At 62.3% G+C, this 25,521-nt stretch carries 22 protein-coding genes; 17 read left to right on the plus strand and 5 right to left on the minus strand.

Annotation, left to right across the window (positions count from 1 at the left end):
- Positions 1-93 precede the first annotated feature (93 nt).
- Positions 94-2,292, minus strand: a complete 2,199-nt coding sequence (locus AB7813_RS24245) for a TonB-dependent siderophore receptor (RefSeq protein WP_441228584.1) — start codon at positions 2,290-2,292, stop codon at positions 94-96.
- Between the two features lie 646 nt (positions 2,293-2,938).
- On the opposite strand from AB7813_RS24245, the gene petA reads away from it, so the two are divergent.
- From petA to AB7813_RS24295, 10 genes are all read left to right on the plus strand, one after another.
- The gene (gene petA / locus AB7813_RS24250; protein ID WP_068733107.1) at positions 2,939-3,466 is read left to right on the plus strand and encodes a ubiquinol-cytochrome c reductase iron-sulfur subunit; all 528 of its coding nucleotides are present in this window, start codon (positions 2,939-2,941) and stop codon (positions 3,464-3,466) included.
- A gap of 59 nt (positions 3,467-3,525) precedes the next feature.
- Positions 3,526-5,595, plus strand: a complete 2,070-nt coding sequence (locus tag AB7813_RS24255; RefSeq protein WP_184513370.1) for a cytochrome c1 — start codon at positions 3,526-3,528, stop codon at positions 5,593-5,595.
- 169 nt (positions 5,596-5,764) lie between these two features.
- Positions 5,765-6,694: a bile acid:sodium symporter family protein gene (locus AB7813_RS24260; protein WP_441228585.1), complete on the plus strand. Its 930-nt coding sequence runs from the start codon at positions 5,765-5,767 to the stop codon at positions 6,692-6,694.
- Complete coding sequence (locus AB7813_RS24265; protein ID WP_441228586.1) at positions 6,691-7,659, plus strand: SDR family oxidoreductase; 969 nt, start codon at positions 6,691-6,693, stop codon at positions 7,657-7,659. Before AB7813_RS24260 ends, AB7813_RS24265 begins: the two co-directional genes overlap by 4 nt.
- A complete protein-coding gene (locus AB7813_RS24270; RefSeq protein ID WP_441228587.1) occupies positions 7,656-8,933 on the plus strand; it encodes a flavin-containing monooxygenase in 1,278 nt (425 codons plus the stop codon). Before AB7813_RS24265 ends, AB7813_RS24270 begins: the two co-directional genes overlap by 4 nt.
- Before the next feature lie 49 nt (positions 8,934-8,982).
- On the plus strand, positions 8,983-9,657 hold the full coding sequence (locus AB7813_RS24275; RefSeq protein WP_093759598.1) for a dienelactone hydrolase family protein: 675 nt from the start codon (positions 8,983-8,985) through the stop codon (positions 9,655-9,657).
- A 65-nt stretch (positions 9,658-9,722) separates the two neighbouring features.
- Positions 9,723-10,157 carry a GNAT family N-acetyltransferase gene (locus AB7813_RS24280; RefSeq protein ID WP_441228588.1) on the plus strand — a complete coding sequence of 145 codons (435 nt, stop codon included), beginning with the start codon at positions 9,723-9,725 and terminating at the stop codon, positions 10,155-10,157.
- A gap of 55 nt (positions 10,158-10,212) precedes the next feature.
- A complete protein-coding gene (locus AB7813_RS24285; protein ID WP_175368697.1) occupies positions 10,213-10,692 on the plus strand; it encodes a GNAT family N-acetyltransferase in 480 nt (159 codons plus the stop codon).
- Positions 10,693-10,899: 207 nt separating this feature from the next.
- Positions 10,900-13,062 carry an anthranilate synthase component I gene (locus tag AB7813_RS24290; protein ID WP_441228589.1) on the plus strand — a complete coding sequence of 721 codons (2,163 nt, stop codon included), beginning with the start codon at positions 10,900-10,902 and terminating at the stop codon, positions 13,060-13,062.
- A gap of 28 nt (positions 13,063-13,090) precedes the next feature.
- Positions 13,091-13,636 carry an adenine phosphoribosyltransferase gene (locus tag AB7813_RS24295; protein WP_068733118.1) on the plus strand — a complete coding sequence of 182 codons (546 nt, stop codon included), beginning with the start codon at positions 13,091-13,093 and terminating at the stop codon, positions 13,634-13,636.
- 7 nt (positions 13,637-13,643) lie between these two features.
- Here the strand turns inward: AB7813_RS24295 and AB7813_RS24300 are convergent, their stop codons facing one another.
- Together AB7813_RS24300 and AB7813_RS24305 are read right to left on the minus strand one after the other, a co-directional pair.
- The gene (locus AB7813_RS24300; protein WP_441228590.1) at positions 13,644-14,312 is read right to left on the minus strand and encodes a hypothetical protein; all 669 of its coding nucleotides are present in this window, start codon (positions 14,310-14,312) and stop codon (positions 13,644-13,646) included.
- 48 nt (positions 14,313-14,360) lie between these two features.
- Positions 14,361-15,116: a hypothetical protein gene (locus AB7813_RS24305; protein ID WP_089262507.1), complete on the minus strand. Its 756-nt coding sequence runs from the start codon at positions 15,114-15,116 to the stop codon at positions 14,361-14,363.
- Between the two features lie 307 nt (positions 15,117-15,423).
- Here AB7813_RS24305 and AB7813_RS24310 point away from each other — a divergent pair, with 307 nt between their 5' ends.
- The 4 genes from AB7813_RS24310 to AB7813_RS24325 are packed head-to-tail and all read left to right on the plus strand — an operon-like array spanning position 15,424 to position 19,065.
- Positions 15,424-15,903 (plus strand): MarR family winged helix-turn-helix transcriptional regulator, encoded by a 480-nt coding sequence (locus AB7813_RS24310; protein WP_441228591.1) that lies wholly within the window; start codon positions 15,424-15,426, stop codon positions 15,901-15,903.
- Entirely contained in the window at positions 15,900-17,966 is a 2,067-nt protein-coding gene (locus AB7813_RS24315) for an FUSC family protein (protein WP_441228592.1), read from the plus strand. The genes AB7813_RS24310 and AB7813_RS24315 overlap by 4 nt, the downstream gene beginning before the upstream one ends.
- Positions 17,963-18,172, plus strand: a complete 210-nt coding sequence (locus tag AB7813_RS24320; protein WP_068733131.1) for a DUF1656 domain-containing protein — start codon at positions 17,963-17,965, stop codon at positions 18,170-18,172. Before AB7813_RS24315 ends, AB7813_RS24320 begins: the two co-directional genes overlap by 4 nt.
- Positions 18,169-19,065, plus strand: a complete 897-nt coding sequence (locus AB7813_RS24325) for an efflux RND transporter periplasmic adaptor subunit (RefSeq protein WP_441228593.1) — start codon at positions 18,169-18,171, stop codon at positions 19,063-19,065. The genes AB7813_RS24320 and AB7813_RS24325 overlap by 4 nt, the downstream gene beginning before the upstream one ends.
- Before the next feature lie 4 nt (positions 19,066-19,069).
- Here the strand turns inward: AB7813_RS24325 and AB7813_RS24330 are convergent, their stop codons facing one another.
- Positions 19,070-20,089, minus strand: coding sequence for a helix-turn-helix transcriptional regulator (locus tag AB7813_RS24330; RefSeq protein WP_441228594.1), 1,020 nt, complete (start codon positions 20,087-20,089; stop codon positions 19,070-19,072).
- A gap of 236 nt (positions 20,090-20,325) precedes the next feature.
- Here AB7813_RS24330 and AB7813_RS24335 point away from each other — a divergent pair, with 236 nt between their 5' ends.
- Genes AB7813_RS24335 through AB7813_RS24345 form a run of 3 tightly spaced genes read left to right on the plus strand, consistent with a single transcriptional unit; the run spans position 20,326 to position 24,198 of the window.
- Complete coding sequence (locus AB7813_RS24335; protein WP_441228595.1) at positions 20,326-22,530, plus strand: TonB-dependent receptor; 2,205 nt, start codon at positions 20,326-20,328, stop codon at positions 22,528-22,530.
- A 46-nt stretch (positions 22,531-22,576) separates the two neighbouring features.
- A complete protein-coding gene (locus AB7813_RS24340) occupies positions 22,577-22,945 on the plus strand; it encodes a hypothetical protein (RefSeq protein WP_089262497.1) in 369 nt (122 codons plus the stop codon).
- A complete protein-coding gene (locus AB7813_RS24345; RefSeq protein ID WP_441228596.1) occupies positions 22,942-24,198 on the plus strand; it encodes an MFS transporter in 1,257 nt (418 codons plus the stop codon). The genes AB7813_RS24340 and AB7813_RS24345 overlap by 4 nt, the downstream gene beginning before the upstream one ends.
- On the opposite strand, the gene AB7813_RS24350 is transcribed toward AB7813_RS24345, so the two are convergent.
- Positions 24,170-25,138: an ABC transporter substrate-binding protein gene (locus AB7813_RS24350; RefSeq protein ID WP_439057132.1), complete on the minus strand. Its 969-nt coding sequence runs from the start codon at positions 25,136-25,138 to the stop codon at positions 24,170-24,172. The genes AB7813_RS24345 and AB7813_RS24350 overlap by 29 nt on opposite strands.
- Between the last annotated feature and the right edge of the window lie 383 nt (positions 25,139-25,521).

Genomic DNA, 25,521 nt, shown 5'->3' on the forward strand with positions numbered 1-25,521 from the left:
TGTTGTTGTCGTCGCGTTTACTACCAAGTGTCGCCACTGCCGGTCGAGAGACCGGCGGTGGCGTATTGTCGCGTTTTAGGGTGATTCTAATGTTCACCAGCGATAGGTCAGCTTGGCGACGACCTTGCGCGAGTCACCGTAGAAGCAGCCATAGACGGGGCTGTAGCAGGATGAAACATAGCGGGTGTCCGCAATATTGGTGACGTTGAGCGCGAGCCGGTAGTTCTTCTGATTATAGGCCAGCAGCGCGTCGACCACGGTGGCTCCCGGCACCTTGCTTGTGTTGGCATCGTCGGCCCAGCTATCGCCGATATAGCGAATGCCGCCGCCGACCTGGACGCCCTCGAACAGGCCGCCTTGCATCGTGTAGTCGCTCCAGATGCCCAAGCGATTCATCGGCACGGTGGTCAGAGCCTTGCCAACGTTCACCGGATCCTTGGTCACTTCGATGTCGATGTAGGAATAGGCAGCGCGGACGTTGAAGCCGGCGGCGAGGGTGGCGGTGGCCTCCACTTCGATGCCGCGCGAATTGACCTCGCCGGTCTGGATCGCCGTGAACGGGTTAACAGGCAGGAAGCGAACGACATTCTGCCGCGTCAGGTCGAATGCGGCGAGTGTGATCATCGCATTGACGCCGACCGGCTGATACTTGATGCCGACCTCATGCTGATGCGCTGTTTCCGGCGCCAGCAGGCTGCCATTGGCGATGTTCAGCACCGGCAGAAAAGATTCCGAGTAGCTGTAATAGGGCGCCACGCCGCTGTCGAAATTGTAGATCACGCCTGCACGACCGGTGAAGGCCGAGGCGTCGGTGGAAGTCGATGAACCGTCCATGTAGTTGTCGTAGGTCGTCTTGGCAAAATCCTGCCGGCCACCGAGCTGGACCGAAAGACGACCGAGCTTGATCTGGTCCTGGGCATAGATGCCGACCTGCGATTGCTTCACACGATAGTCTTCGTAGAGCGCGCCCTTGGTCCAGGTGTTGGTGTAGACGGGGTTGAAGACGTTGAGGGGATCGGCGCTGTAGCTCGTGTTGACGTCGGTCGATGTCGTGTTTCGATAGTCGATGCCGAACAGCGTGGTGTGGCTCAGGATGCCGGTGGTGAAGTGGCCCTCCATCTGGTTGTCGACGGCGATGGAGTTGATCGTCGAGGCCGATGATCCGCCGTAGCGGTAGAGCAGCCCGGCGGCTTCGTCGAGGTAACCGCCGGCATTGATGCTGTCGGATTCGTTGTGCATCCACGAGTAGCGCAGGTTCTGCCGGAAGGTCAGGTTGTCGTTGATGTTATGCGCGAACAGGTAGCCAACCGAAGCGATCTCGTTGTCGTATCTGTTGAAGCCAGGTTCGCCGGTGTTGCGGTTGATAGGGATGATACGGCCCGCATTCGGATAGATCGTGCCGGATGCCGGCAGGAACTGCAGACCCCAGCCGTTCTTCTCCTTCTGATAATTCGCGAGCACTGTGAGTGTGGTGTCTTCGTTCGGCTTGAAGGTGACGGCCGGCGCGATGAAGACGCGGCTGTCCCTGGCGTCATCGACCTGGGTGCCGCCGTCGCGGACCAGACCGGTCAGGCGATAGAGCACTGTGCCTTCCTTGTTGGCGGGGCCGCCAAAATCGAACTCGCCCTGATAGCGGTCGAAACTGCCGCCTGACACCGAGATTTCGCCGAACTGGCGGGCGGTCGGCAGCTTGCTGACATAGTTGAGGATGCCGCCCGGCCCGCTGCCACCATACATCACCGAGGACGGCCCTTTCAGCACTTCGAGACGAGACGCGCCAAAGGGATCGAGGCTGTCGAAATGGATATAGGGCGTGCTGGGTAGCCGCAGGCCGTCGAGATACAGCCCCTGCTGAGTCATGTCGAAGCCGCGGATCTGGATGCCGCCATTGCGGGTGTCGGAACCGCCATTGACGTCGCCATTGGCGCCCGCGGTGTAGCGCAGCGCCTGAGTGAGGGTCTGTGCGTCCTGGGTCTTGATCTGGTCAGAGGTGATCACCGAGATCGATTGCGGAGTTTCCATGATCGGGGTGTCGGTCTTGGTGGCGGAGCCGCTGCGATTGGCGACGAAGCCGATCACGGGGCCGCCGGCGCGCTCACCGGCGTTGGGATTGGCTGGTGCCACCGGCGCCGCCTGCGGCGCACGGGCCGTGCGATTGGCACGGGCGGCGCGGCTGGTCGATGCGCGCTGGGTCGGCCTGGCCGTCGCCGGACGCGTACGCTGCTGCGGCGCATCCACCGTCACTGGCGGCAGGGCAGACTGAGCGTCGGCAGTACCTGTCGGAATCGACAAAGCGAGACCGCTGACGGCGCAAAGACATAGAGCCCGAAGCGTGTGCAGCCGAGTTGCCGATTCGATGAAGTGGGATGTTGTCATGACGCTGCGATGCCCCAGTTAGGCCGGCTCTACCGGTAAAATTTGGATGCTTTCGCTTTAGCGCAGGCGAAGAATGAGAACAGAATTAGGGATTTAGAACGTCTTCAAACGCGCTACTTGAGCGCGATTTGTTGCTGAAACGACGCAGAATTATTCACGATCATGAATTGTTGCTGTTTTTGCCTGACCGTCGCGCGAATCGTGGCGCGCGCGAGGTGTCCGGAAAATCGGCGGAGCGCGATCGACTGCGAATCGCGATCCCTTGTCCCGCCAAAAGCCTGATGGCCGTTTCCGATAGCCACGACGTGCCGAATTATCCGCCGCGCGGAAAGGCGTTGATTCTGTGGTGCATCGCATCTTGCTTCGCCGATCGTAGGCTTGCACTGCCGCACCAAGGGTGCCAATAGAACGATTCTGGACTGCGTGTTCTGCCTGTTAGGCAAGGACTAGTAGGCCTCTGCCGCCGTGGGGAGAATCGCGGGCGTCGGTTTTTTGCTCAGGTCAACGTAAAGGCGTGACCGGGAGTGTCTAAGCCGGCTGCAGATAAGAAAGGGTTGGGATCGTGACGACAACGTCTTCGGCGGAACACACGCGCCGTGATTTCTTGTTCGTGGCCACTGGGGCAGTGGCTGCAGTGGGCGCCGCAGCCGCCGTCTGGCCGCTGATTTCTCAAATGAATCCAGATGCTTCGACCATCGCGGCGGGTGCGCCGATCGAGGTCGATCTGGCCCCCATCGCCGAGGGGCAGGACATCAAGGTGTTCTGGCGCGGCAAGCCGATCTACATCATGAACCGGACCAAGAAGCAGGTCGAAGAGGCGCGCGCCGTTCCGGTGTCGAGCCTGCCCGATCCGCAGACCGATCAGGCCCGCGTCAAGGAAGGCCACGACCAGTGGTTGGTCGTCATCGGCATCTGCACCCATCTGGGCTGCATCCCGATTGCTCACGAAGGCGCTTACGACGGCTTTTTCTGCCCCTGCCACGGCTCGGTCTACGACACTTCGGGTCGCATCCGTCAGGGTCCGGCGCCGCTCAACCTGCCGATCCCGCCTTACGCCTTCGTCTCTGACACCAAGATCAAGATCGGCTGAGCTGTCGGATCCCATCCGATCTCGCGCCGATAGTGTTTTTCTCTTCTCAGGATCGCATCATGAGCGGACCATCGACCTACCAGCCGACCAATCCCGCTTTGCAGTGGATTGAAAAGCGTCTGCCAATTATCGGCCTCGTCCATTCCTCCTTCGTTGCCTATCCGACACCGCGTAACCTGAATTACTGGTGGACGTTCGGCGGCATCCTGTCCTTCATGCTCGGCGTGCAGATCGTCACCGGCGTGATCTTGGCGATGCACTACACGCCGCATGTGGATATGGCGTTCAATTCGGTCGAGAGCATTGTCCGCGATGTGAATTACGGCTGGCTGTTGCGTTATTTGCACTCCAACGGCGCATCGATGTTCTTCATCGCCGTCTACATCCACATGCTGCGTGGCCTGTATTACGGGTCGTACAAGGCACCTCGCGAAATCCTCTGGATCCTCGGCGTGATCATCTACCTTCTGATGATGGCGACTGGTTTCATGGGCTACGTGCTGCCGTGGGGCCAGATGAGCTTCTGGGGCGCCACCGTCATCACCAACCTGTTCTCGGCGATTCCCTATGTGGGCGAGAGCATCGTGACCCTGCTGTGGGGCGGCTATTCGGTCGGCAATCCGACGCTGAACCGCTTCTTCTCGCTACATTACCTGCTGCCCTTCGTGATCGCCGGCGTCGTCGTGCTGCACGTCTGGGCGCTGCATGTCGCCGGTCAGAACAATCCGGCCGGCGTCGAGCCGAAGACCGAGAAGGATACCGTGCCGTTCACGCCCTACGCGACCATCAAGGATGGTTTCGGCATGGTCTGCTTCATGATCTTCTACGCCTGGTTCGTGTTCTACATCCCGAATTATCTCGGCGATCCCGATAACTACATCCCGGCCAATCCGGGTGTGACGCCCGCGCACATCGTGCCGGAATGGTACTACCTGCCGTTCTACGCCATCCTGCGTTCGATCCCGAGCAAGCTCGGCGGCGTCATCGCGATGTTCTCGGCGATCATCGTGCTGGCCTTCCTGCCCTGGCTCGATACCGCCAAGACCAAGTCGTCGAAGTATCGTCCGCTGGCCAAGCAGTTCTTCTGGATGTTCGTCGTGGTGGCGGTCCTGCTCGGTTGGCTCGGCGGCAAGCCCGCGGAAGGCATCTACATCATCGCCGGCCGTGTCCTGACCTTCTGCTACTTCGCCTACTTCCTGATCGTGCTGCCGATCCTCAGCCGTATCGAAACGCCGCGCGCAGTGCCGAACTCGATCGCTGACGATGTGCTGGCCAAATACGGCAAGAAGGCAGCCTCCGCGATCGTCGCACTGGTCCTCGCCGGTGGCCTGATGGCCGGCGGTACGCAGAGCGCCAAGGCTGCCGACGAGCATGGCGGCCCGACGCCGCCGTCTCTGAGCTGGTCGTTTGCCGGCCCGTTCGGCAAGTTTGACCGCGGTGCCCTGCAGCGCGGTTACAAGGTCTACAAGGAAGTCTGCTCGACCTGTCACTCGATGAGCCTGATCCACTTCCGCAACCTCGCGGACGCGGGCGGCCCGGGCTTCTCTGCGGCTCAGGCGCTGGCAGTGGCATCCGAGATCAAGGTGCAGGACGGTCCGAACGATGCCGGCGACATGTTTGAGCGTCCCGGTCGTCTCGCGGATCCATTCCCCAAGCCGTTCCCGAACGAGAACGCGGCGCGCGCGGCCAATGGCGGCGCCTATCCGCCGGACTTGTCGCTGATGGCCAAGGCCCGCAACTACGACCGCGGCTTCCCGCAATTCGTGTTCGACTTCTTCACCCAGTTCCAGGAGAAGGGCCCGAACTATATCGACGCCCTGCTGCAGGGCTATGTCGATCCGGCGCCGAAGGATTTCGCGCTGCCGCCGGGCGCGTATTACAACAAGTACTTCCCCGGCCACGCCATCAAGATGCCGAAGCCGATCTCCGACGATCAGGTGACCTACGATGACGGCACCCCGCAGAAGGTCGAGAACTATGCCAAGGACGTTTCGACCTTCCTGATGTGGACTGCAGAGCCGCATCTCGAGGCCCGCAAGCGTATTGGCTTGCAGGTGATGGTGTTTCTGATCATCTTCGCGTTCCTGATGTATTTCACGAAGAAGAAGGTCTGGGCGAACGCTCACTGAGCGTCGCAAACATTCTTTCAAAAGGGCCCCCGATGGGGCCCTTTTTCGTTTTCAGCCTGTGCGCACCCCGACCATGGATTCTCGGGGAGCCGTTGACTAAGCTTCGCGCAAAGGCGGGAGACGCGGGCTCGGTGAGCGTCACGGATATCCACGCTCATCGGGGGGATGGATGGCGGGCGCGGCGATCGACGATATTCTGCTGAACATCAGTCCGGGTGGCCAGATGGCGCTCGGCATCGTGCTGGCGCTGATCATGTATGGCGTCGCGCTCGATCTTCGCGTCGCCGATTTCGTCGATGTGTTCCGACGTCCGGCGGCGCCGCTCGCGGGGCTCGCCGCGCAACTGATCCTCCTGCCGGCGGTCACATGGGCGATCACCATGGTGTTGAAGCCGCAGCCTTCTATCGCGCTTGGCATGATGGTGGTGGCGGCCTGTCCTGGTGGCAACATCTCCAACCTCATCACTCATATGGCGCGGGGCAACACCGCGCTGTCGGTGTCGATGACCGGCATCTCCAGCCTGCTTGCGTCCGTCACGACGCCGCTGAACATCCTGTTCTGGGCCGGGCTCAATCCGCAAACCGCCGCGCTGCTGCGCCAGGTGAGCGTCGATCCCGTCTCGTTTATTGGATCGACCGTGCTGCTGCTCGGCGTGCCGATGGTTGCCGGTCTGCTCACGGTGCGTCATCTGCCGGGGCTGGCCGACCGTCTGCGCCGGCCGCTGCAGATCCTGTCTTTCGTGTTCCTGATCGGATTTATTTTGGCCGCGACGATCATCAACTGGCGCTACATCGCGGTATTCTCGACAGCGGTGCTGCCCTTCGTCGTGCTGCATAACGCGATCGCCGTCGCACTTGGCTGGGGCGTCGCGAAGATCCTCGGGCTCAGCGACTACGACACCCGCGCGCTCACCATTGAAGTCAGCATGCATAATTCCGGCCTGGGGCTGGCGCTGATCCTCACGCAATTCGACGGCCTTGGCGGCGCAGCGCTGGTCGCCGCTGGCTGGGGAGTCTGGCACCTCGTCTCCGGCTGGGCGCTGGCGGCCTGGTGGAAACGGCGCGATCCGCATCCGGCACGCATTGAAGGTGCTGCATGAGCGACGCGATGGCGAATAGCGGCGTGCTGATCACCGGCGCGGCAGGCTTCATTGGTAGTGCTTTGCTGCGCGCATCCGCGGCCGGCGGCGACGGGCCGGTGACAGCGCTCGATCTGCGCGAGGTGCCGTCACAACAGCGTCTCGACGGCATTGCCTACGAGCACGGCGACATCCGCGATCCCGCCCTGAAGGAGATCATCGCCCGCGTGAAGCCGCGCACCGTGGTGCATCTCGCTTCGGTCGTTGCCGTCGGAGGCGACCCGCAGCGTGACTACGAGATCGACGTGCTGGGCACGCGCAATGTGCTGGAAGCCTGTCTTGCGGCTGGTGTTGGCCACCTCATCGTCACGTCGAGCGGCGCGGCCTATGGCTATCACGCCGACAATCCCGTCCCGTTGCGCGAGGCCGATCCGCTACGGGGCAACGAGGATTTCCCCTATGCGCGTAACAAGCGCGAGGTCGAGGAGATGCTGGCGCGATGGCGGCAAGATCGTCCGCAATTGCGGCAGACCGTGTTCCGCCCTTGCACGGTGCTGGGGCCGACCACGAACAACCAGATCACTGCGCTGTTCGAGCGCCCCGTCGTGACCGGTCTGAGCGGCACTGCAACGCCATTCTCGCTGATCGCTGATAGCGATGTGGTGGCCGCCCTGGCGCAGGCCGTACGCACCGGCAGAGACGGGATCTATAATCTCGCCGGCGATGGCACACTCAGCCTGCGCGAGATCGCAAGGCTCAATGGCAAGCCATTCGTTCCGATTCCGCCCGCGGTGATGAAGGGCGCGCTGTGGCTGCTCCATGCGCTCGGGCTGACCAAGTTGACGCCGCAGAATGTCAAATTCATCCAGTACCGTCCGGTGCTCGACAACACCCGGCTCAAATCCGAATTCGGATATTCGCCCGAGCTTGATGCGCGCGCCGTGTTCGAACGCTATCGCGACGAGCGCCCGGAGCCGGTCTCATGACCTTCCTCGTCATCGGTGCCGGTCCCGCCGGTCTTGCCGCGATCCAGAGCCTGAAGGCTGCCGGTCATGCGGCGGAAGCCGTGGAGCGGAACGCCGATGTCGGCGGCCAGTGGCTCTACGGCGCGGCGCCGAGTGCGGTCTATGCCTCGACGCATCTGATCTCGTCGAAGCGCACCACGGCCTTTGCGGATTTCCCGATGCCGGAGGACTGGCCGGCCTATCCCGGCCATCGTCAGGTGCTGGATTATCTGCAGAGCTATGCCCGGCATTTCGATCTCTATCCGCTGATCCGCTTCAACACCGGCGTGCGCAGCCTGACGCGGCAGGAAAGTGGATGGCACGCTGCTTTCAGCGACGGCACGTCGGCAGACTATGCCGGCGTCATCATCGCCAATGGCCATCTCAGCGATCCCCTGATCCCCAAAACGTCAGGCACCTTTGATGGCCCACTGATGCATGCCAAGAACTACAAGACCGCCGATATCTTCACTGGGCAGCGCGTGCTGGTGGTGGGCATGGGCAATACCGGCTGCGACATTGTCGTGGATGCGATCCATCGCGCGGATAAGGTGTTGTGGAGCGTGCGCGGCGGCAATCATTTCGTGCCGAAGTTTCTCGCTGGCAAGCCGGCGGATGAAGGCAATCACAAGCCGAAGCGCTTCATCATCCCGAAGAACCTGCGCTCAAGGCTGCACGAGCCGATCCTCCGCTTCATCGTCGGCGCGCCGGAGCGTTTCGGTCTGCCGAAGCCGCAGCATCGGCTTTATGACCGCACACCGATCGTCAATTCGCTGGTGCTGCAGCATCTCGGCCAGGGCGATGTCGCCCTGCGCAAGCCGGTCCGCGAATTCAACGGCAAGTCGGTCGTGTTCGCCGATGGCCGCTGCGACGAGGTCGATCTGGTGTTGCTTGCGACCGGCTACCGGATCACGTTTCCGTTCCTCGGCGATCTCCGTGCACTCGATTGGCAGGACGCGATCGGTGCGCCCAGGCTGTTCATGAACATGTTTCCGTCGGAGGATAACGGCCTGTATGTGGCCGGGCTGCTGGAAGGCGCGGGCGTGGGTTGGGAAGGGCGTGCATTGCAGGCCCGCGTGATTGCAGCCTATCTCACAGCGCGCAGTGCTCGGCCGGATGCGGCGGCAACGCTGCGGCAGGAGATCACACAGTGGTTCGCGCGGCCGCCTCGGCGCGACGGCGGCGAACACGGATTGTTTGTCGATTTTCTGACCTACAAGCGAGACCTGCAGCGCGTGCTGGCCCGGTTGAGTTGACACGTGAGGGGTCTATAAGTTGCCCCGAACCATTCCAGCGGAGGACATCATGGGAACATCGATCAGCTTCAAGCGGCCGGACGGCAAGGAAGCCAAGGGCTATCTCGCCAATGCCCAGGCCGGCAATGCGCCCGGCGTCGTCGTCATCCAGGAATGGTGGGGTCTGCAGGAGCAGATCAAGGGCCTGGCCGATCGTCTCGCGCTGGCCGGCTTCGATGCGCTGGCGCCTGATCTCTATAACGGCGTGGTCGTGCCCTATCACGACACGGATGCGGCCGGCAAAGAGATGAACTCGCTCGATTTCATGGACGCCACCACGCAGACCGTGCGCGGCGCGGCGCAATACCTGTCGCGCAACGGTGCCAAAGTCGGTCTCACCGGTTTCTGCCTTGGCGGCGCCGTGACCATCATCGGTTCGTGCAAGATTCCCGAACTCAAGGCCGCCGTGGCGTTCTATGGCATTCCGCCGGAGCAGGCCGCCAAGCCCGCCGATGTGCAGGTGCCGCTGCAGGGCCACTTCGCCAATCGCGACGACTGGTGCACGCCTGCGGTGGTCGATGCGTTCGAGAACGGCCTGAAGGCTGCCGGCAAGTCGGCCGAGTTCTTCCGCTATGACGCCGACCACGCCTTCGTCAACGAGCAGCGCGTCTCGGTGCATGACCGCGAAGCCGCCGAACTGGCCTGGGGCCGCGCGACCGCGTTCTTCAAGAAGCACCTGGGCTGAGGTCCTATGATCGGATGCTGATCCGCAGAGCGCGACCCGATGAGGCGGCCGAGATATGCGATGTCTTGCGCCGCTCCATCGCCGAGCTCTGCGGCGCCGATCATCATGACGATCCAGCGATCCTGAGACGTTGGCTCGCCAACAAGACTCCTAAAATAGTGGAGGGCTGGATCGCCCATCCGGACAATTTCGTTCTCGTCGCGGTCGAGGAAGAAACAGTGCTCGCCGTCGGCATCGTCAGACACGATGGCGAGATTACGTGCAACTACGTCTCGCCGGATGCCAGGTTCCGGGGCGTCAGCAAGGCGATGCTGGCACAGCTTGAGGCGATCGCACAGGACCATGGCAACGATGTCTGCCATCTGATCAGCACCGAGACAGCCCATCGCCTGTATCTATCCGCCGGCTATGAAGACTGCGGAGTGCCGCAGGGAAAATTCGGCACGACGTCATCCTTTCCGATGCTGAAGCGGCTCACCGGCGAATCTCACACATCATGAGACATAGCCGCGTGGCAGCTTGATGCGACAGGCCCGACCCTGTAGGTCGAGGCCAATGACCTCCGACTACACTATTTCCGATTTGCGCCAGCAGGCCGACTTCTTCGACATCGTCGCCGATCGGATCTGGCAGGCGTGGTGGAAGCGCCATGGCGTGCCCGAGGCCTATATCGTGGAGCGGCTGCGCGAGAACATGCAGGGGACCGACCTGCCGATCGCGCTGGTGGCCCATCGTGGGCCAGACTTTCTCGGAACGGCGTCGCTGCTGGTGTCCGATCTCGACGAGCGTCCGCAATATACGCCCTGGGTCGCGGCGGTCTGGACCGAGCCAGATGCCCGCAAACAGGGCATCGCCCCGGCGCTGATCGAGCGGGCCTGCCTGGAGGCCTTCTCCCGGGGGCATGCCCGGGTCTATCTCTGCGCTGCCCCGCCCCGTCGGGCCTGGTACGAGAGCATCGGCTGGACCCCGATCGAGGACGGCGTCGGGGCGCTCAAACTGACGGTATTCGTCCGGGAGCGGCCGGGGGCCGTTTAGTCCCTTGACGTTCCGGGCCGGCCATGGTGATTTGCCGGCCATGAGCACCCCTGTCCGCAACAGCCGTCGTTGGTGGCGCACCTCCTGAAGAGGTGGTCGGTGCGATTTGCTTATTTTCAATCGTCGAAGGCCGCCATCGCAGTGCGACGGCCTTTGCTTGTTTGTTCTGTGTGGCGCCCCCTCCGGCATGTTTCCTAAGAGGACACCATGAACAGGACTGTGTTTTCGCTCCCCGCTGACAGCGCCTACAAGACCCGCGCGGGTCTCTCCGTGGCGCGCCATGTCGATTATTTCACCGGCGGCACCGCGCTGGACGATCTGATCGTCCGGCTCGACCAGCGCCGCGGTGTGGTGTTGTCGTCGGGCACCACGGTGCCTGGCCGCTATGAGAGCTTCGATCTCGGTTTCGCCGATCCGCCGCTGCTGCTGGAAACCACCGGGACGGATTTCACGCTGACGGCGCTGAACAAGCGTGGCCAGGTGTTGATCGCCTTCCTCGCCGACACGCTGCAGGATCCCTGTATCGCGCTCGACGGGCGGACGATGTCGAAGCTCAAGGGCCACATCATCCGCGGCGAGGCGCCGGTCGAGGAAGACCAGCGCACGCGCCGCGCCAGCGTGATGTCGCTGGTGCGCGACATGGTCGCGCAATTGTTCTCCTCAGACGATTCCATGCTCGGGCTCTATGGCGCCTTCGCCTATGACCTCGTGTTCCAGATGGAAGACCTAAAGCAGAAGCGCACGCGCGAGGCCGACCAGCGCGACATCGTGCTGTATCTGCCCGACACGCTGCTGGCCTATGACCGCGCTACCGGCCGCGGCGTGGTGATGTCCTATGACTTCACCTGGAAGGATCGCTCGACCGAGGGCCTGCCACGCGATACGCCTGACAGCGGCTATAACAAGGCGCCGCGCCAGGGCTTTGCCGATCATGCGCCCGGCGAATATCAGAAGACGGTCGAGAACGCCCGTGCCGCCTTTGCACGCGGCGATCTGTTCGAGGCCGTGCCCGGTCAGTTGTTCGCCGAGCCCTGCGAACGTTCGCCGGCGGAAGTGTTCCAGCGGCTTTGCATCATCAACCCGTCACCTTATGGCGCGCTGATGAATCTCGGCGATGGCGAGTTTCTCGTCGCTGCCTCGCCCGAGATGTTCGTGCGCTCCGACGGTCGCCGCGTCGAGACCTGTCCGATCTCCGGCACCATTGCGCGTGGCGTCGATGCCATCGGCGATGCTGAACAGATACGGCAGTTGCTGAATTCGGAGAAAGACGAGTTCGAACTCAACATGTGCACCGACGTCGATCGTAACGACAAGGCGCGCGTCTGCGTGCCCGGCACGATCAAGGTGCTGGCGCGTCGGCAGATCGAGACCTACTCAAAACTGTTCCATACTGTCGATCATGTGGAAGGCATGCTGCGGCCGGGCTTTGACGCGCTCGATGCGTTCCTGACCCATGCCTGGGCGGTGACGGTGACCGGTGCGCCGAAACTGTGGGCGATGCAGTTCGTCGAGGATAACGAGCGCTCGTCGCGGCGTTGGTATGCCGGCGCGATTGGTGCCGTGTCATTCGATGGCGGCATCAATACCGGCATTACCATCCGTACCATCCGCATGAAGGATGGCCTCGCCGAAGTGCGCGTCGGCGCGACGCTGCTGTTCGATTCGGATCCTGTGGCCGAAGAGAAGGAATGCCAGACCAAGGCCGCAGCCCTGTTCCAGGCGCTGCGCGGCGATCCGCCGAAGCGGCTGTCGGCCTTCGCGCCGGATGCAACCGGTTCGGGCAAGAAGGTGCTGCTGATCGATCACGACGACAGTTTCGTGCACATGCTGGCGGATTACTTCCGTCAGGTCGGCGCGACCGTCAGCGTGGTTCGTCATGTCCATGCACAGACCGTCCTGAACCGCGAGAGTTTCGACCTGCTGGTGCTGTCGCCGGGGCCGGGACGTCCCGCCGATTTCGGCATCGGCAAGACGCTCGATACCGCGCTGGACAAGAAACTGCCGGTGTTCGGCGTCTGCCTGGGCGTGCAGGCGATCGGCGAATATTTCGGCGGCGTGCTGGGCCAGCTCGCGCAGCCGGCGCATGGACGGCCGTCGCGCGTACAGGTGCGGGGCGGAAAGTTGATGAACGGTCTGCCCAATGAAATCGTCATCGGCCGCTATCACTCGCTATTCGTCGAGCAGGACAGCATGCCCGATGTGCTCACCGTGACGGCCTCCACCGAGGACGGTGTCGCCATGGCCATCGAACACAAGACGCTGCCGGTCGGCGGCGTGCAGTTTCATCCGGAATCGCTGATGTCGCTTGGCGGCGAGGTCGGCTTACGCATTGTCGAAAACGCATTTCGGTTGGGGCAACGCCCCAACTGATGTCCATCTGAAGAATCGAAAGACCCTGATGACACCCGAACTCGCGCACGATCTCAAAGCCTCCGTCCGCACCATTGTGGATTATCCGAAGCCGGGTATCCTGTTTCGCGACATCACCACATTGCTGGGTGATGCGCGCTCGTTCCGCCGCGCGGTGGATGAGCTGGTGCAGCCCTGGGCGGGGCTGAAGATCGACAAGGTCGCCGGCATGGAAGCGCGCGGCTTCATCATCGGCGGCGCGGTGGCGCATCAGTTGTCGGCCGGTTTCGTGCCGATCCGCAAGAAGGGCAAGCTCCCGCACACCACCGTGCGCATCGCTTACTCTCTCGAATACGGCATCGACGAGATGGAAGTGCATGCCGACGCCATCAAGCCCGGTGAGCGCGTGATCCTGGTGGATGACCTCATCGCCACCGGCGGCACGGCTGAAGGTGCGGTCAAGCTGATGCGCCAGATCGGTGCGGAGGTAATGGCAGCCTGTTTCATCATCGACCTGCCGGATCTCGGCGGCGCGGCGAAGCTGCGGGCGATGAATGTGCCGGTGCGGACGTTGATGACGTTCGACGGGCATTGATTGCCCGTCACGACCCCTGCAGCAGCAGCCCCAGCTCGATCTCGCGAAAGCTGAAATAATTCTTCCTGATCCACTGATGCAGCTCGGTGGATGAATCCTGCTCCGAGCGCAAATAGCCGGTGAAGGAGAAATTCAGCCGGTCGATATAGGTCTTGAGGAACACCGGCAGTGCCGCGATGCGCAGCATGCGGCCCTGCGCCAGCGCCACCGGGATTTCGCCGCGCAGCACGTGTTCGTTGTCGATCACATAGAGCGAATTGCGGGTGAATTGCTGCTGCAGCATCTCATAGCCGCGCAATGAGGCGCGGTCGCTGTCGCCCATGAAGAACACGATGGGCGCCACGCCGCGGCGTGCGGCTTCCTTGGCGAAACCGATCTCGCCGGTCATTTTGAAGAATTCGTCGAAGGCGAAATAGCCGAGGTCGATCACCTTGGCGATGTCGTCATTGATGATGAGCCGGTCCATCAACGACATCTTGCCGAACGTGTCATTTACGTCGGCGGTCTCGGTCAGCTTCGGCAGGAAATCCAGCAGCGAAGGTTCCTTGAGGCTGATATCGAAAGCGGTGACATCGCCGCGCTGCAGCTTCAGGAATTCGCACAACAGGCGCGCGACGAGGGTTTTGCCGACCATCGGTCGCGTCGAGCAGATGATATAGACAGGCGTGCGTCGCATCGGCGCAATATCAGGCGAATCCGACGCCGCTCCAATCGTTAAATGGACTTACTTCTCGCCGGGGCTGCGGGCGCCGGGCTTGTCGTGGACGATGTCGGTCAGCTTGATGCGGTCGAATTCGCTCCAGACATTGGCCAGCCAGTGCCGGACATAGCCGCGCAGCACGAACGAATAATTCGCGGTCTCGTCATGCGGTCCCTTGTTGGCGACGAATTTCAGGAATGGCACGCTGGAGACTTCGACCTGCTCATAGGCCATTTCGTTCAGCTTCGGGATGGTGATCTCGGTGGCGCCCTTGATGCGGTGGAAATAGGAGTTGTAGGTCGCCTGGTCCCATTCGAAGAAGCTGGTGTTGTTAATGAAGTTCTTCACCAGGAAATACTTCGCACCGTCCATGAAGCCGGCGGTCTCGGCGATCTCGTCCAGGGAGGCGATCGACGGGCCGAGTATATGGAAAACGGCAAAGGTAATCTGGCCGGACTTGGCGGCATCGAGGAAGCCGATGTCACGCAGATCGGCCAGCGCCCGGGACAGCAGGCCTGCGCGGACGTCGATCACGGTCACCGAGGGCGATGCGCTGTTGAGCGTATCGAAGATCTTCATCTGGTCGGATGTGGTCGTCATGTCGACGATTTCGGTGATGTCCGAATGGAACCGCTTCAGCGTGCCGCGCGGCGCTTCGGTGTCGAAAGCGCGCGTCGGGACGTTGTTGGCGCTGAAATAGTCCAGAACCGTCCGCGAAACCGTGGTCTTGCCGACCCCACCCTTGTCCGCGCCGACGACAATCACTGCTGGCTTCGCCATGGAATTCCTTTGCCGCTTTCAACTGGAGCATCCGCGCGATGGAGATTCGCGCGCCGGAGAACACTACCCGATGCCTGCTTTGGGCGCGAACATGGCATAAACAAGGGGGATTTCAATCGCTGAAAGATATGGCCCACGGAAATCATTGGGAAATTCTCAATATTTGGCTGCCGGCGTTGTTTCCCGCGTTACGGCTACCTGACCGGGCTTGCAGGTGCCGGGGTCCCCGGCGGCGCTCACCACACCGTGATTGATGCGACGCACAAAATAGATTGCAGCCTAATCGATAGGGTCCTATCTAATTTCCATGCCCCACTCCCAAGCGCATATCCAGGCCGAGCTAGGCCTGCTGGTTGCGCGACTGGCACGGGTCTGGCGCCGCAAGGCTGACCAGACCCTGTCGGCGCATAGCCTGTCCGAAGCCACGGCCCATCCGCTGCTGATCCTGTCCCGTCCCGGACGGGAGAATGTGCGTCAGGGCGTGCTGGCCGACGAAATGGGGCTTGAGGGCCCGTCGGTGGTCCGGCTGATCGACCTGCTGGCGGCCGAAGGGCTCGTCGAGCGCCGCGAGGACCCGACCGATCGCCGCGCCAAGGTGCTGCATCTGACGCTGCTCGGCGAAGCCAAGGCCGAAGAGATCAGGCGTGTCATGCGCCGGCTGCGCGGTGACCTGATGAAGGGCATCGCGCCCGATGAACTCGCTATTGCCTTCGATGTGCTCGGACGGATCGAGCAATCGGCCAATCGCCTGTATGAGGCCGCCGAGGAGGCGGACGCACTGCCATGACTTCCGCTGCTGCCCAACCGCCGTTTCTTGTCCGTCACGCCGATATCATCTTCTCCGTGAAAACCTTCATCGCCGGCATGATGGCGCTGCTGATCGGCTTCGCGATGGATCTGCCGCGGCCCTACTGGGCGCTGGCCACGGTCTATATCGCCTCGCAGCCGCTGGCCGGCGCGACGCGTTCGAAAGCGCTGTTTCGCGTCATCGGCACACTGGTTGGGGCTTCGGCCAGCGTCGTGCTGGTGCCAAATCTCGTCAATTCGCCGGAACTGCTCAGCCTCGCCATAGCGCTGTGGGTCGGTCTCTGTCTCTATGTGTCGCTGCTGGACAGGACGCCGCGCGGCTACATGTTCATGCTGGCAGGCTACACCTGTGCGCTGATCAGCTTTCCCTCGATCAACGAACCCGCAGCCATTTTCGATACCGCCGTGGCGCGCAGCGAGGAGATCATTGTCGGCATCCTGTGTGCCACACTGGTCTCCACGATCCTGTTGCCGCGCAGCGTCGGTCCGGCGGTTGCAGCGCGGGTTGATAGCTGGCTCGCCGGTGCGCGCAAGCTGACCCAAGACGTGCTGGCCGGCCGCAGCGCCGATCCGGCCACGCGCGATCTGCGCCTCAAGCTCGCCGCCGATGCCGTCGATATCGATACGCTCGCCGATCATCTGGCCTATGATCGGCTCGGCGGACGCGAGACCTCACGCTGGATGCGCGCCCTGCGCACGCGCATGCTGACATTCCTGCCGCTGCTGTCATCCATGGGCGATCGCATCGACGCGCTGGGCGAAGACGCGCGGACGACCTCACCGCAATTGATGGCGCTGATCGACGACGTCTCCGCCTGGATTGCTGACAACAGCACCGACCGTGAACCCGCCGAGCGGCTGCGCAGCATGATCGCCGCGCAGCAGCCGAAGCTGAACGCGTCGTCGTCGTGGAACGAGATCATGATCGCGAGTCTGCTGATGCGGATGCGCGAGCTCGTCGATATCTCAGCGGATTGCCGGGTCCTCAATCAGGCGATTGCCGAAGGCGGCCGTCCGCCGGGCGCGAAACTCGCCTTTCAGGCTGAAGCCGGTGTGGCCCCGGTGCGGCATGTCGATCACGGCATGGCGCTATGGTCCGCAGCCGGCGTGTTCATTACCATCCTCGTCTGCTGCGCGTTCTGGATCGCCACCGGCTGGACCGATGGCGCGACAGCACCGACCATGGCGGCTGTCGGCTGCTCGTTCTTCGCCAGCATGGATGATCCCGCGGTGGGGTTGCGCGGCTTTGCCAAATGGACGCTGGCCGCGATGGTGATCATCGCGCTCTATCTGTTCGCGATCCTGCCGGCCATCACCGATGTCGAAGTGCTGGTCGCCGTGCTGGCGCCGCCGTTCCTGCTGTTCGGCTATCTCATCGCACGCCCCGCCACCTTCTTCATCGGCATGCTGCTGGCGGCGAATACCGCGACGCTGATGGCGTTGCAGACGACTTACAATGCCGACTTCGCAAGTTTCGCCAATTCCAGCGTGGCTTTCTTCGTCGGCACCGAGCTGTCCGTCATCTCGATCCAGTTGATCCGCTCAGTCGGCTCCGAATGGAGTGTGAAGCGGCTGATGCGGCGCGGCTGGATCGCCATCGCGCAGGCTGCCGAACAGCGCGGCAACCGCGACCGCGCGGCTTTTGCCGGCCTGATGCTGAATCGCATCGGCCTTCTCGCGCCGCGGCTGACGGCGCTGAAGGCTTCGCCGCTGCGTGCTGTCGACAACCTGCGCGAATTGCGCGTCGGGCTGAACATCGTCGATCTGCGCCGTGCGCGGCATTACCTGTCGTCACCGACGCTCGGTGCCATGGACGCGATGCTGGACGAACTGGCCGTGAGCTTCCGCAACTACAAAGGCGGAGCGATGCCAGAGCCACTGCTGGCGAAGGTTGATCACGCGCTGTCGGAGGCCATCAGCGAGCGCGGGGCAGGGCGCGCGGATGCACTGATCGGGCTTGTCGGCATTCGCCGCGGTCTGTTTCCGACAGCACCCGCCTATCTGCCCGAATCGGGCCTTCTCGCCGGGAGTGTGGCGGCATGAGATATGAAATCGATCTGTTCGGTGTGCTGTTGCCATCGCTGATGCTGTGGCTGGTCATCACTTACGCCATCGGCGCGTTGCTGCGCCCGTTGATCGAGCGCTCCGGCCTCTATCGCTATGTCTGGCACCGCGCGCTGTTCGATCTTGCTCTGTATGTCTGCCTGCTGGGCGGCGTGGTTTATTTATCCTCCGGATTGCTGTCATGAAAAACGCTGTGAGTTTTATTCGCCGTTTCGCCGTCACCGCGCTGGCCGTCGTCGCCGCGCTCGCCGTCGGGCACTATCTCTGGGTCTATTATATGGATGCACCATGGACACGTGACGGCCGCGTCCGCGCTGACGTGGTGACAGTGGCGCCGGATGTGTCCGGTTTCGTTACCGAGATTCTGGTGAAGGACAATCAGAAGGTGGCCCGCGGCGATGTCATCATGCGGATCGACCGCGCACGTTTCGCGCTGGCACTGCAGCAGGCCGACGCCGTTGTGGCCGGTCGCAAGGCCAGCCTCGAACAGGCCGAGCTGGATCTGAAGCGCTACAATGATCTCACCACCGCGGCTGTGTCGCAGCAGAAGAAGGAGCAGGTGCTGGCGACGCAATTGCTCGCCAAGGCGTCAGTGGATCAGGCCGTCGCCGATCAGGCGGTGGCGCAGCTCAATCTCGATCGCAGCGAGGTTCATGCGCCGGTCTCGGGCGTGATCTCCAACATGGATCTGCGCCCGGGTACCTATGTCTCGGCAGGCAAGGGCGTGATGGCATTGGTCGATACGTCGAGCCTGCATGTCGACGGCTATTTCGAGGAGACCAAGCTGTCGCGGATCCACGTCGGCGATCCCGTCCACATTCACTTGATGGGTGATGCCGCCAAGCTCACCGGCCATGTGGAGAGCGTTGCCGCCGGCATCGAGGACCGCGACCGCGCAGAGGGTAGCAACCTGCTCGCCAATGTGACCCCGACCTTCAGTTGGGTCCGTCTCGCCCAGCGCGTGCCGGTGCGCATCGCGCTCGACGCTGTTCCGGCAGGTACGACGCTGGTCGCGGGCCGCACGGCGACGGTGGAGATTTTGCCGGGCAACGGGACGACGGTTGCGAAGGTGAACTGACGCTTCAGGCGTCCGTATCCGGCATCGTATCCAGCAGCATCGTCTCAAATCGCGCACGTATCTCGCGAGGTGTCGCGCCAAAACGCTTCTTGAAGGTGCGGTTGAAATAAGACAGATCGCCGAAGCCGACCTCGAAGGCGATGGTGCTGACGGCGCGATCCCCGCGGTTGCCGTCGCGCAGCATGTGGAAGGCGCGTTCCAGACGGCGCTCCAGCAGGTAGTCCGAAAACGTCCGGCCTTCGGCCTCGAACAATTTCTGGAAATAACGCGCGGTGACGCCATGGGTGGTCGCGAGCCGCTCCAGTGACAGCGTCGGCTGGCTGAGGCTGGCCTCGATATCGGCCTTGAGCGACAACAGGCTGATAGTCGGCCGATCCTGGCGCCATGCGCCACGCCGCGCCGGCGCATCGGCTTCATCGATCATGGTGGCGACGAGGCCGTTCATATAATCGATGGCAAGACCCGTCAGCGCAGCGGAATTCATCGGCAACAGACCGCGCATTACGGCAGCGGCGTAATGGCCGAGCGCGATCAGCCCGCCATTGTCATGGGCGATGTGGCGTAATCCGGTATGGCCATTGCTGGGGAGTAGCAGGCAATCGACACGGCTCACATCATTCATGATGAAGGTGGTGGCGCGGCTGGGATCGAGAATGATCGCCTCGCGTGGCATGCATGTCTGGCGCTGGCCATCCTGCTGGACGATCACCACGCCATCGGATGGTCGCAGTACCAGGATATCCTGCGACGGGTCGTTGTCGGGCATGGTCCAGAGCGGCGCGGGATCGAAACACGACATCAGTCCGAGGTGCGGCTGCATCCGCAGGATCGCCTTCGACTGGAACGGCGCGGCGCGAAACGATCCCAGCGAATTGCGTTGCACGGTCTTCCACGGCAGGCGGCTCTCAAGCGGCTTGCGCAGGATGTCATCGATATCGTCCGCAACCAGCCAGAGCGGGACGAGAGGGCAATCGGGAGCGGCATCGACGCAGGATGGAGACCGCGACTGATGCGCGTTTGCCACAGCATCGAATCCAAACCGCTTCGTTCGCTCCAGTCCGACTATCAATTCACCGAGTCCAAGTCATGCCATGGGCTGTGCCGTATCGCTGTGACGATAGACGGAATGCACAGGCGTAAGAAGAGTAAAGCCGCGGTTGGAATTTACATTGATTCCAAACTGCTGCGGCATCGGTCGAATTGACCGGCTCGACCTCTCCAGTGCTTCGTCGCCACGAACATACGGAAGACCCCGAGCTCATGCGTTACAGCCAGTTCCTTCTCATCCCCGCCGTCGGGCTCATGTCGTCGCAGGCCGTTGCGCAGCAGAGCGCGGGCGTCACGCTCGACGAGATCACGGTAACGGCCGCGCGTGCCCAGCGCTCGATTTCGGATATTCCGCAGACCGTGCAGGTGATCGACCAGAAGGAGATCGACGAACAGCTCAAGCAAAGCGGCAGCGCATCCGCGCTGCTGGCCAAATTGCTGCCGGGCTTCTCGGTGTCGAACCAGACCATCTCCGGCGCTTCCGAAAGCTACCGCGGCCGCGACCTCCTGGTGCTGATGGACGGCGTGCCGCTGACGACGCCGCTCCGCGACGTCTCGCGCGTCCTGTCGCTGATCGATCTGAATTCCGTCGAGCGCATCGAACTGGTCGCCGGTGCATCGAGCCTGTATGGCGCCGGCGCGACGGGCGGTACGGTGAATTTCGTTACCAAGAAAGCGCAGCCGGGCGGTCCGCGCGTCAGCGTCAACACGGCGCTGCGCACCTTCACCGCCGATCCCGGCGGTTCGCTGGCACCGGAAATGTCGGCGACGGTCAGTGGCAAGGGCACGAATGGCATCGACTATGTATTCGTCGGCAGCGGTCGCGGCGCGCAGAAGACTTATGATGGCGCGGGCCGCGAGCTGCCATCGGATGCCATGCTCGGCCAGGGAGGTGGCGATCGTCTCGCCAGCGGCAATTTCCTGGGCAAGATCGGTTACGATTTCGATGGCGGCAAGCGCATCGAAGCCTCGATCAGCCAGTTCTATCTTGACCAGACGCCAAAATATCTTACCGACTATTCGGGCGCCTATGCGAAGCCGGATTTTACCAAGCCCTATACCGGGCAGAGCGTACTGGAAGATTCGCGCTCGTTCCAATTGCGCTACAGCGATACGGACTTCGTGCTCGGCAATCTCAGCGTGGTCGGCTTCTACAATGACATCAAGAAGCGCTTCAACTATTCGGAGTTCTCCTATCCCTACAACTCGCTGGTCTACTATTCCGGTAATCCGCTGAGCCCGACCAGCCCCGCCAACCAGACCACGCTGTATTCCGAACGCGGTGGCGTCAATCTGACGATCGATACGCCGCTCGACCGCATCTGGAACGGCGCCAAGGTGACCTGGGGCACCGACGTCGTTCATGACAAGACATGGCAGACGCTGACCGATGGCCGCGATGTGTTCACGCCGTTGACCCAGGTGACGACCGCCGGATTTGCATTGGTACAAGTCCCGATCACCGATCGGCTGACCGCGCGGGGCGGCGTTCGCTACGAGCATTTCGATCTCAGTGTCGACGACTTCCTGCGTCCGGCCGCCTATGCCGCGATCTCGCCCGTGACGCGCTTCGTTCTGCCGGCGCTCAATGTTATCGGCGGCCAGTACGAATATGCTTCGCCGACCTACAATCTCGGCGCGACCTTCAAGCTCAACAACAAGATCGATCTGTTCGGCGGTTTCTCGCAGGGCTATGCGCTGCCCGATGTTGGCGCCTATACGCGCCGCGCCGGCCTGTCATCCACCGCCTTTGCCTGTCCGGTAGCGACGCCGAACTGCCTGCCGCTGGCACGCCAGACCATCTCCTTCACCTCGATCGCGCCGGAAGCCCAGATCGTCAATAACTACGAAATCGGCATCCGCGGCGGCGACGGCCCCTATAAGGGCAGCATCACCGGTTTTGTCAGCACCTCCGAGAAGGGCGTGACCTTCGATCCCGTCACCAACCTGATCTCGCAGCAGAAAGAAATGATCTACGGCGTCGAATATATCGGCGAGATGGCGATCAACCGGAATTTCACGCTGGGTACCACGATCGGCTACAAGGAAGGCCGCTACGACACCAACAAGGATGGCGTGCTCGATAGCTGGCTTCCTAACAACAGGATCGGCAGTCCGGTGCGTGGTCTGATCTTCGGCGACTATCGCTTCGACAACGGCATCAAACTGCGCCTCGAGGGCGAGGGCTATGCCGCTCGCAATCGCGGCATCAACCTGACCAATACGGTCTATCCCATTGAAGGCGGCTTTACGATGAATGCCGCGCTGAGCGGGCCGGTCTATGGCGGCGAGGCCTATGCTGCGGTCAACAACCTGTTCGACGCGGAATTGCAGAACCCGACCGCAACCTCAGTGCGCAACCTGCCGGTCTATTCCTGGGGTCGCACCGTGACGGTCGGCTATCGCAAGACGTTCTAAGACCAAACCTTCCAAGGCCACTTCCCAGGGAGTTCTAATTGCCATCATGGTGGATCTGGAGATTGATGGGAGCCTGCTGACGCTACGGTTCCTGCCGCCTTATGCGGAGTCGGACGAGCGCGATTATCTGGCCGCGCTGGCCCGGGTCGGCGAGCATGATGCGCCATTCGAACTTCTGACCGTGTTCGGGGGCGGCGGGAAACTGTCCGTCGCCGGCGAGCGGGAGCAGGCGCTGTGGTTCAAGGCGACGCGCGGCCATATCTCCGCGCGCTGCCGTGCTGTGGCGATTGTACGCCCCGGCGCCAACAAGAAGATGGAAGAGACGTTTCGGAAGCTCTGGCCGATGCCGCTGGTGGCGCTCGAGGACGAGATCGCCGCGCGCGCCTTTCTCGCCGAACATCGCGGCCTCGCATGAGCACCGCGGAGCTTAACGCATCTGCGCCGGTCGCCGTCATGGGACGCAAGCGTCTGTTCGTCGTGCTTGGCGGGCTGTATCTGGCACAGGCGATCCCGTCCTATCTGTTCGCCGCCGCCCTGCCGCCGATCATGCGCGAAGCCGGCGTCTCGCGCAGCGAGATCGGATATCTCAGCCTTTGGTTTCTGCCGTTGCTGCTGAAGTTCTTCTGGGCGCCGGTGGTGGATCGCATCCGCCCGTTCGCGCGCGCACATCGTGCCGGTTGGGTGATCGTGACCCAAACCGGGGTCATCATCAGCCTGCTGTGTTTGATTCCGCTCGGCGCAACCAATATCTGGGGCATCATCACGGTGGGCCTGTTCGGTTCACTGCTGATCTCGACGCAGGATATCGCCACCGATGGCTATGCTGCGAAATATCTGGCGCCGGAGGATCGTGCCATCGGCAACGCCATCCAGGGCGGCTCGGTCGCGTTCGGTGTCGTGATCGGAGGCACGCTCGGGCTGGTGCTGTATGCGCAGATCGGTTGGACCGGTATGCTGCTGACCATCGCCGGCTTCTCGTTGATCCCGCTCTTTGCCGCCTTCGCCATGCGCGAGGACGAAGCCGGGCAGATCGATCCGTCGAAGCCGCGGCCTTCCGTGATGGCCTTCCTGCGCCGCCGCGAGGTGCGCAACATTCTCTGGATCGCACTGATCTACCGGATGAGCGAGGGCCTCGTGAAGGCGATGGAGGGCAGCTACCTCGTCGATGCCGGCGTGCCGCTCAAACAGATCGGTTATCTTTCCGGCGGCGCCGCGACGACGGCGGGTCTCGCGGGTGCCGCTGGCGCAGCATGGCTGTTGCAACGCTGCGGCACCGGCTGGACGCTGGGTCTGCTGGGCATTCTCCGCACCATCTGCTTTGCGCTGTTCACGGCGCATGCGCTGGGTGTCGTGATCGGCATCTGGCCGATTTTCGGCGCGGCCGGATTCCAGACCTTGATCCGCTATATGGAGATCGTTGCGCTCTACAGCCTGTTCATGGCGGCGGCATCGAAGGATCAGCCGGGCACCGACTTCACGATTCTCGCCTGCGCCCAGCTGATCATCTACTTCATCGGCTCGATGCTGTCGGGCCGCATTGCCGACCTGCTCGGCTATGGGACGCTGTTCAGCATCGCCACAGTGTTGTCGCTGATCGCGGCGATTGCAACGATGCGCATTCTCGCCGCGCAACCGCCCGCTAGTTCGATGCCGGCGCAGCCTGCGTGAAGCTGCGATCGACGGCCTTGCTGACATCGACCTGCTTCGACAGGATTCCGTAGCGCGTGGCGCGATCCGAGGCTTCCTGGAATTCCTTTACCACGCCATCGTCGATGGCGATCGGCCGTGTGTCCTGCGCCTTGTAGGCGCGCGCCAGCACGTCTTCCGGCAGCTTGGTCAGCTCGGCGGTGTTTTTGGCATATTCATTGACATGCTCGCGCGACCAGGTGCGGGCCTTGTTAAGCCGCTGCAACAGGTCGGCGACGGCCTCGCGCTTGGTGGCAATCGCCTGTTCGGAAGCGACGATAAAGGTCAGGGTCGGGGTCAGACCGGTGCCATCGGCAACCACCCGTGCATTGTCTTTCAGCACGGCGTAGGAGATGTAGGGTTCCCATACGGCCCAGCCGTCGATCGAACCGGCGAGAAGTGCAATCTTGGCATCGACGGGACCGAGCGGCGCGAAAGTTGCTTCGCTGGTCTTGTAACCGGCTTTCTCCAGCGTCGCCTCAATCAGGAACTGGCCCCAGCCGCCGCGGGTGCCTGCGAGGCGCTTGCCCTTGAGGTCGGCTGCGGTCTTGATCGGTGAATCGTTGCGCACCAGGATCGCCTGTGTGTCCGCATTGGAGCGTGTGCCGCCGATCGCCTTGATCGGTGCGCCGTTGGCATAGACCGTGAGGAACGAGAGGTCGCCGGTGTAACCGACATCGAGTGCGCCGGCATTGATGGCTTCGAGAATCGGCGCTGCCGCAGGGAATTCCGACCACTGGATCTTGTAGGGCAAGTCCTTCGCCAAGCCGGAGATCTCCAGCAGCGAGCGGTTGCCGCCCTTCTGGTCGCCAACGCGCAGCGTGATCTGGTCTGCCGCGAAAGCGGAGGTGGCGAGCGTTGCGCTGAAGGCTGCGGCGATGAGCGTTGATAGCAAACGGCGTGTAGGGGAGGCGGTGGTCATGGTCACTTTCTCTGATGCAATGGCGAGCATCAAAGCTACGTCCGACACGGATTCAGTCAATGAAATGGCTGACTGAATATCATCGAGCGAAAGCAACGAATGTAGCGCTGCTGGAAATGGCGTGGAAGTTTTGCACTTTCAGAAAGTCTGATGTGTTTTGGCCCACCGTCAACCTGCGTGCGTATTCCCGCCCAACTCTGCCGCCTTTCCGCCAGAATTCCCTTCCGCGGCGCATTTGGTGCGCCGCAGAATAGCCACGAGCGTCAGCCGAAATAGGGAATGGATTACTCCGAACAGACAAAAACCCTGGCGCTATTTCGCAATCGGGCCGTTTGGAGCGCGACGGATTTGGAAGTCGCCCGGCATTCGGGCCGGGAGCATTT

It is taken from the genome of Tardiphaga sp. 20_F10_N6_6, from assembly GCF_052076045.1.
GTDB lineage: Bacteria > Pseudomonadota > Alphaproteobacteria > Rhizobiales > Xanthobacteraceae > Tardiphaga > Tardiphaga robiniae.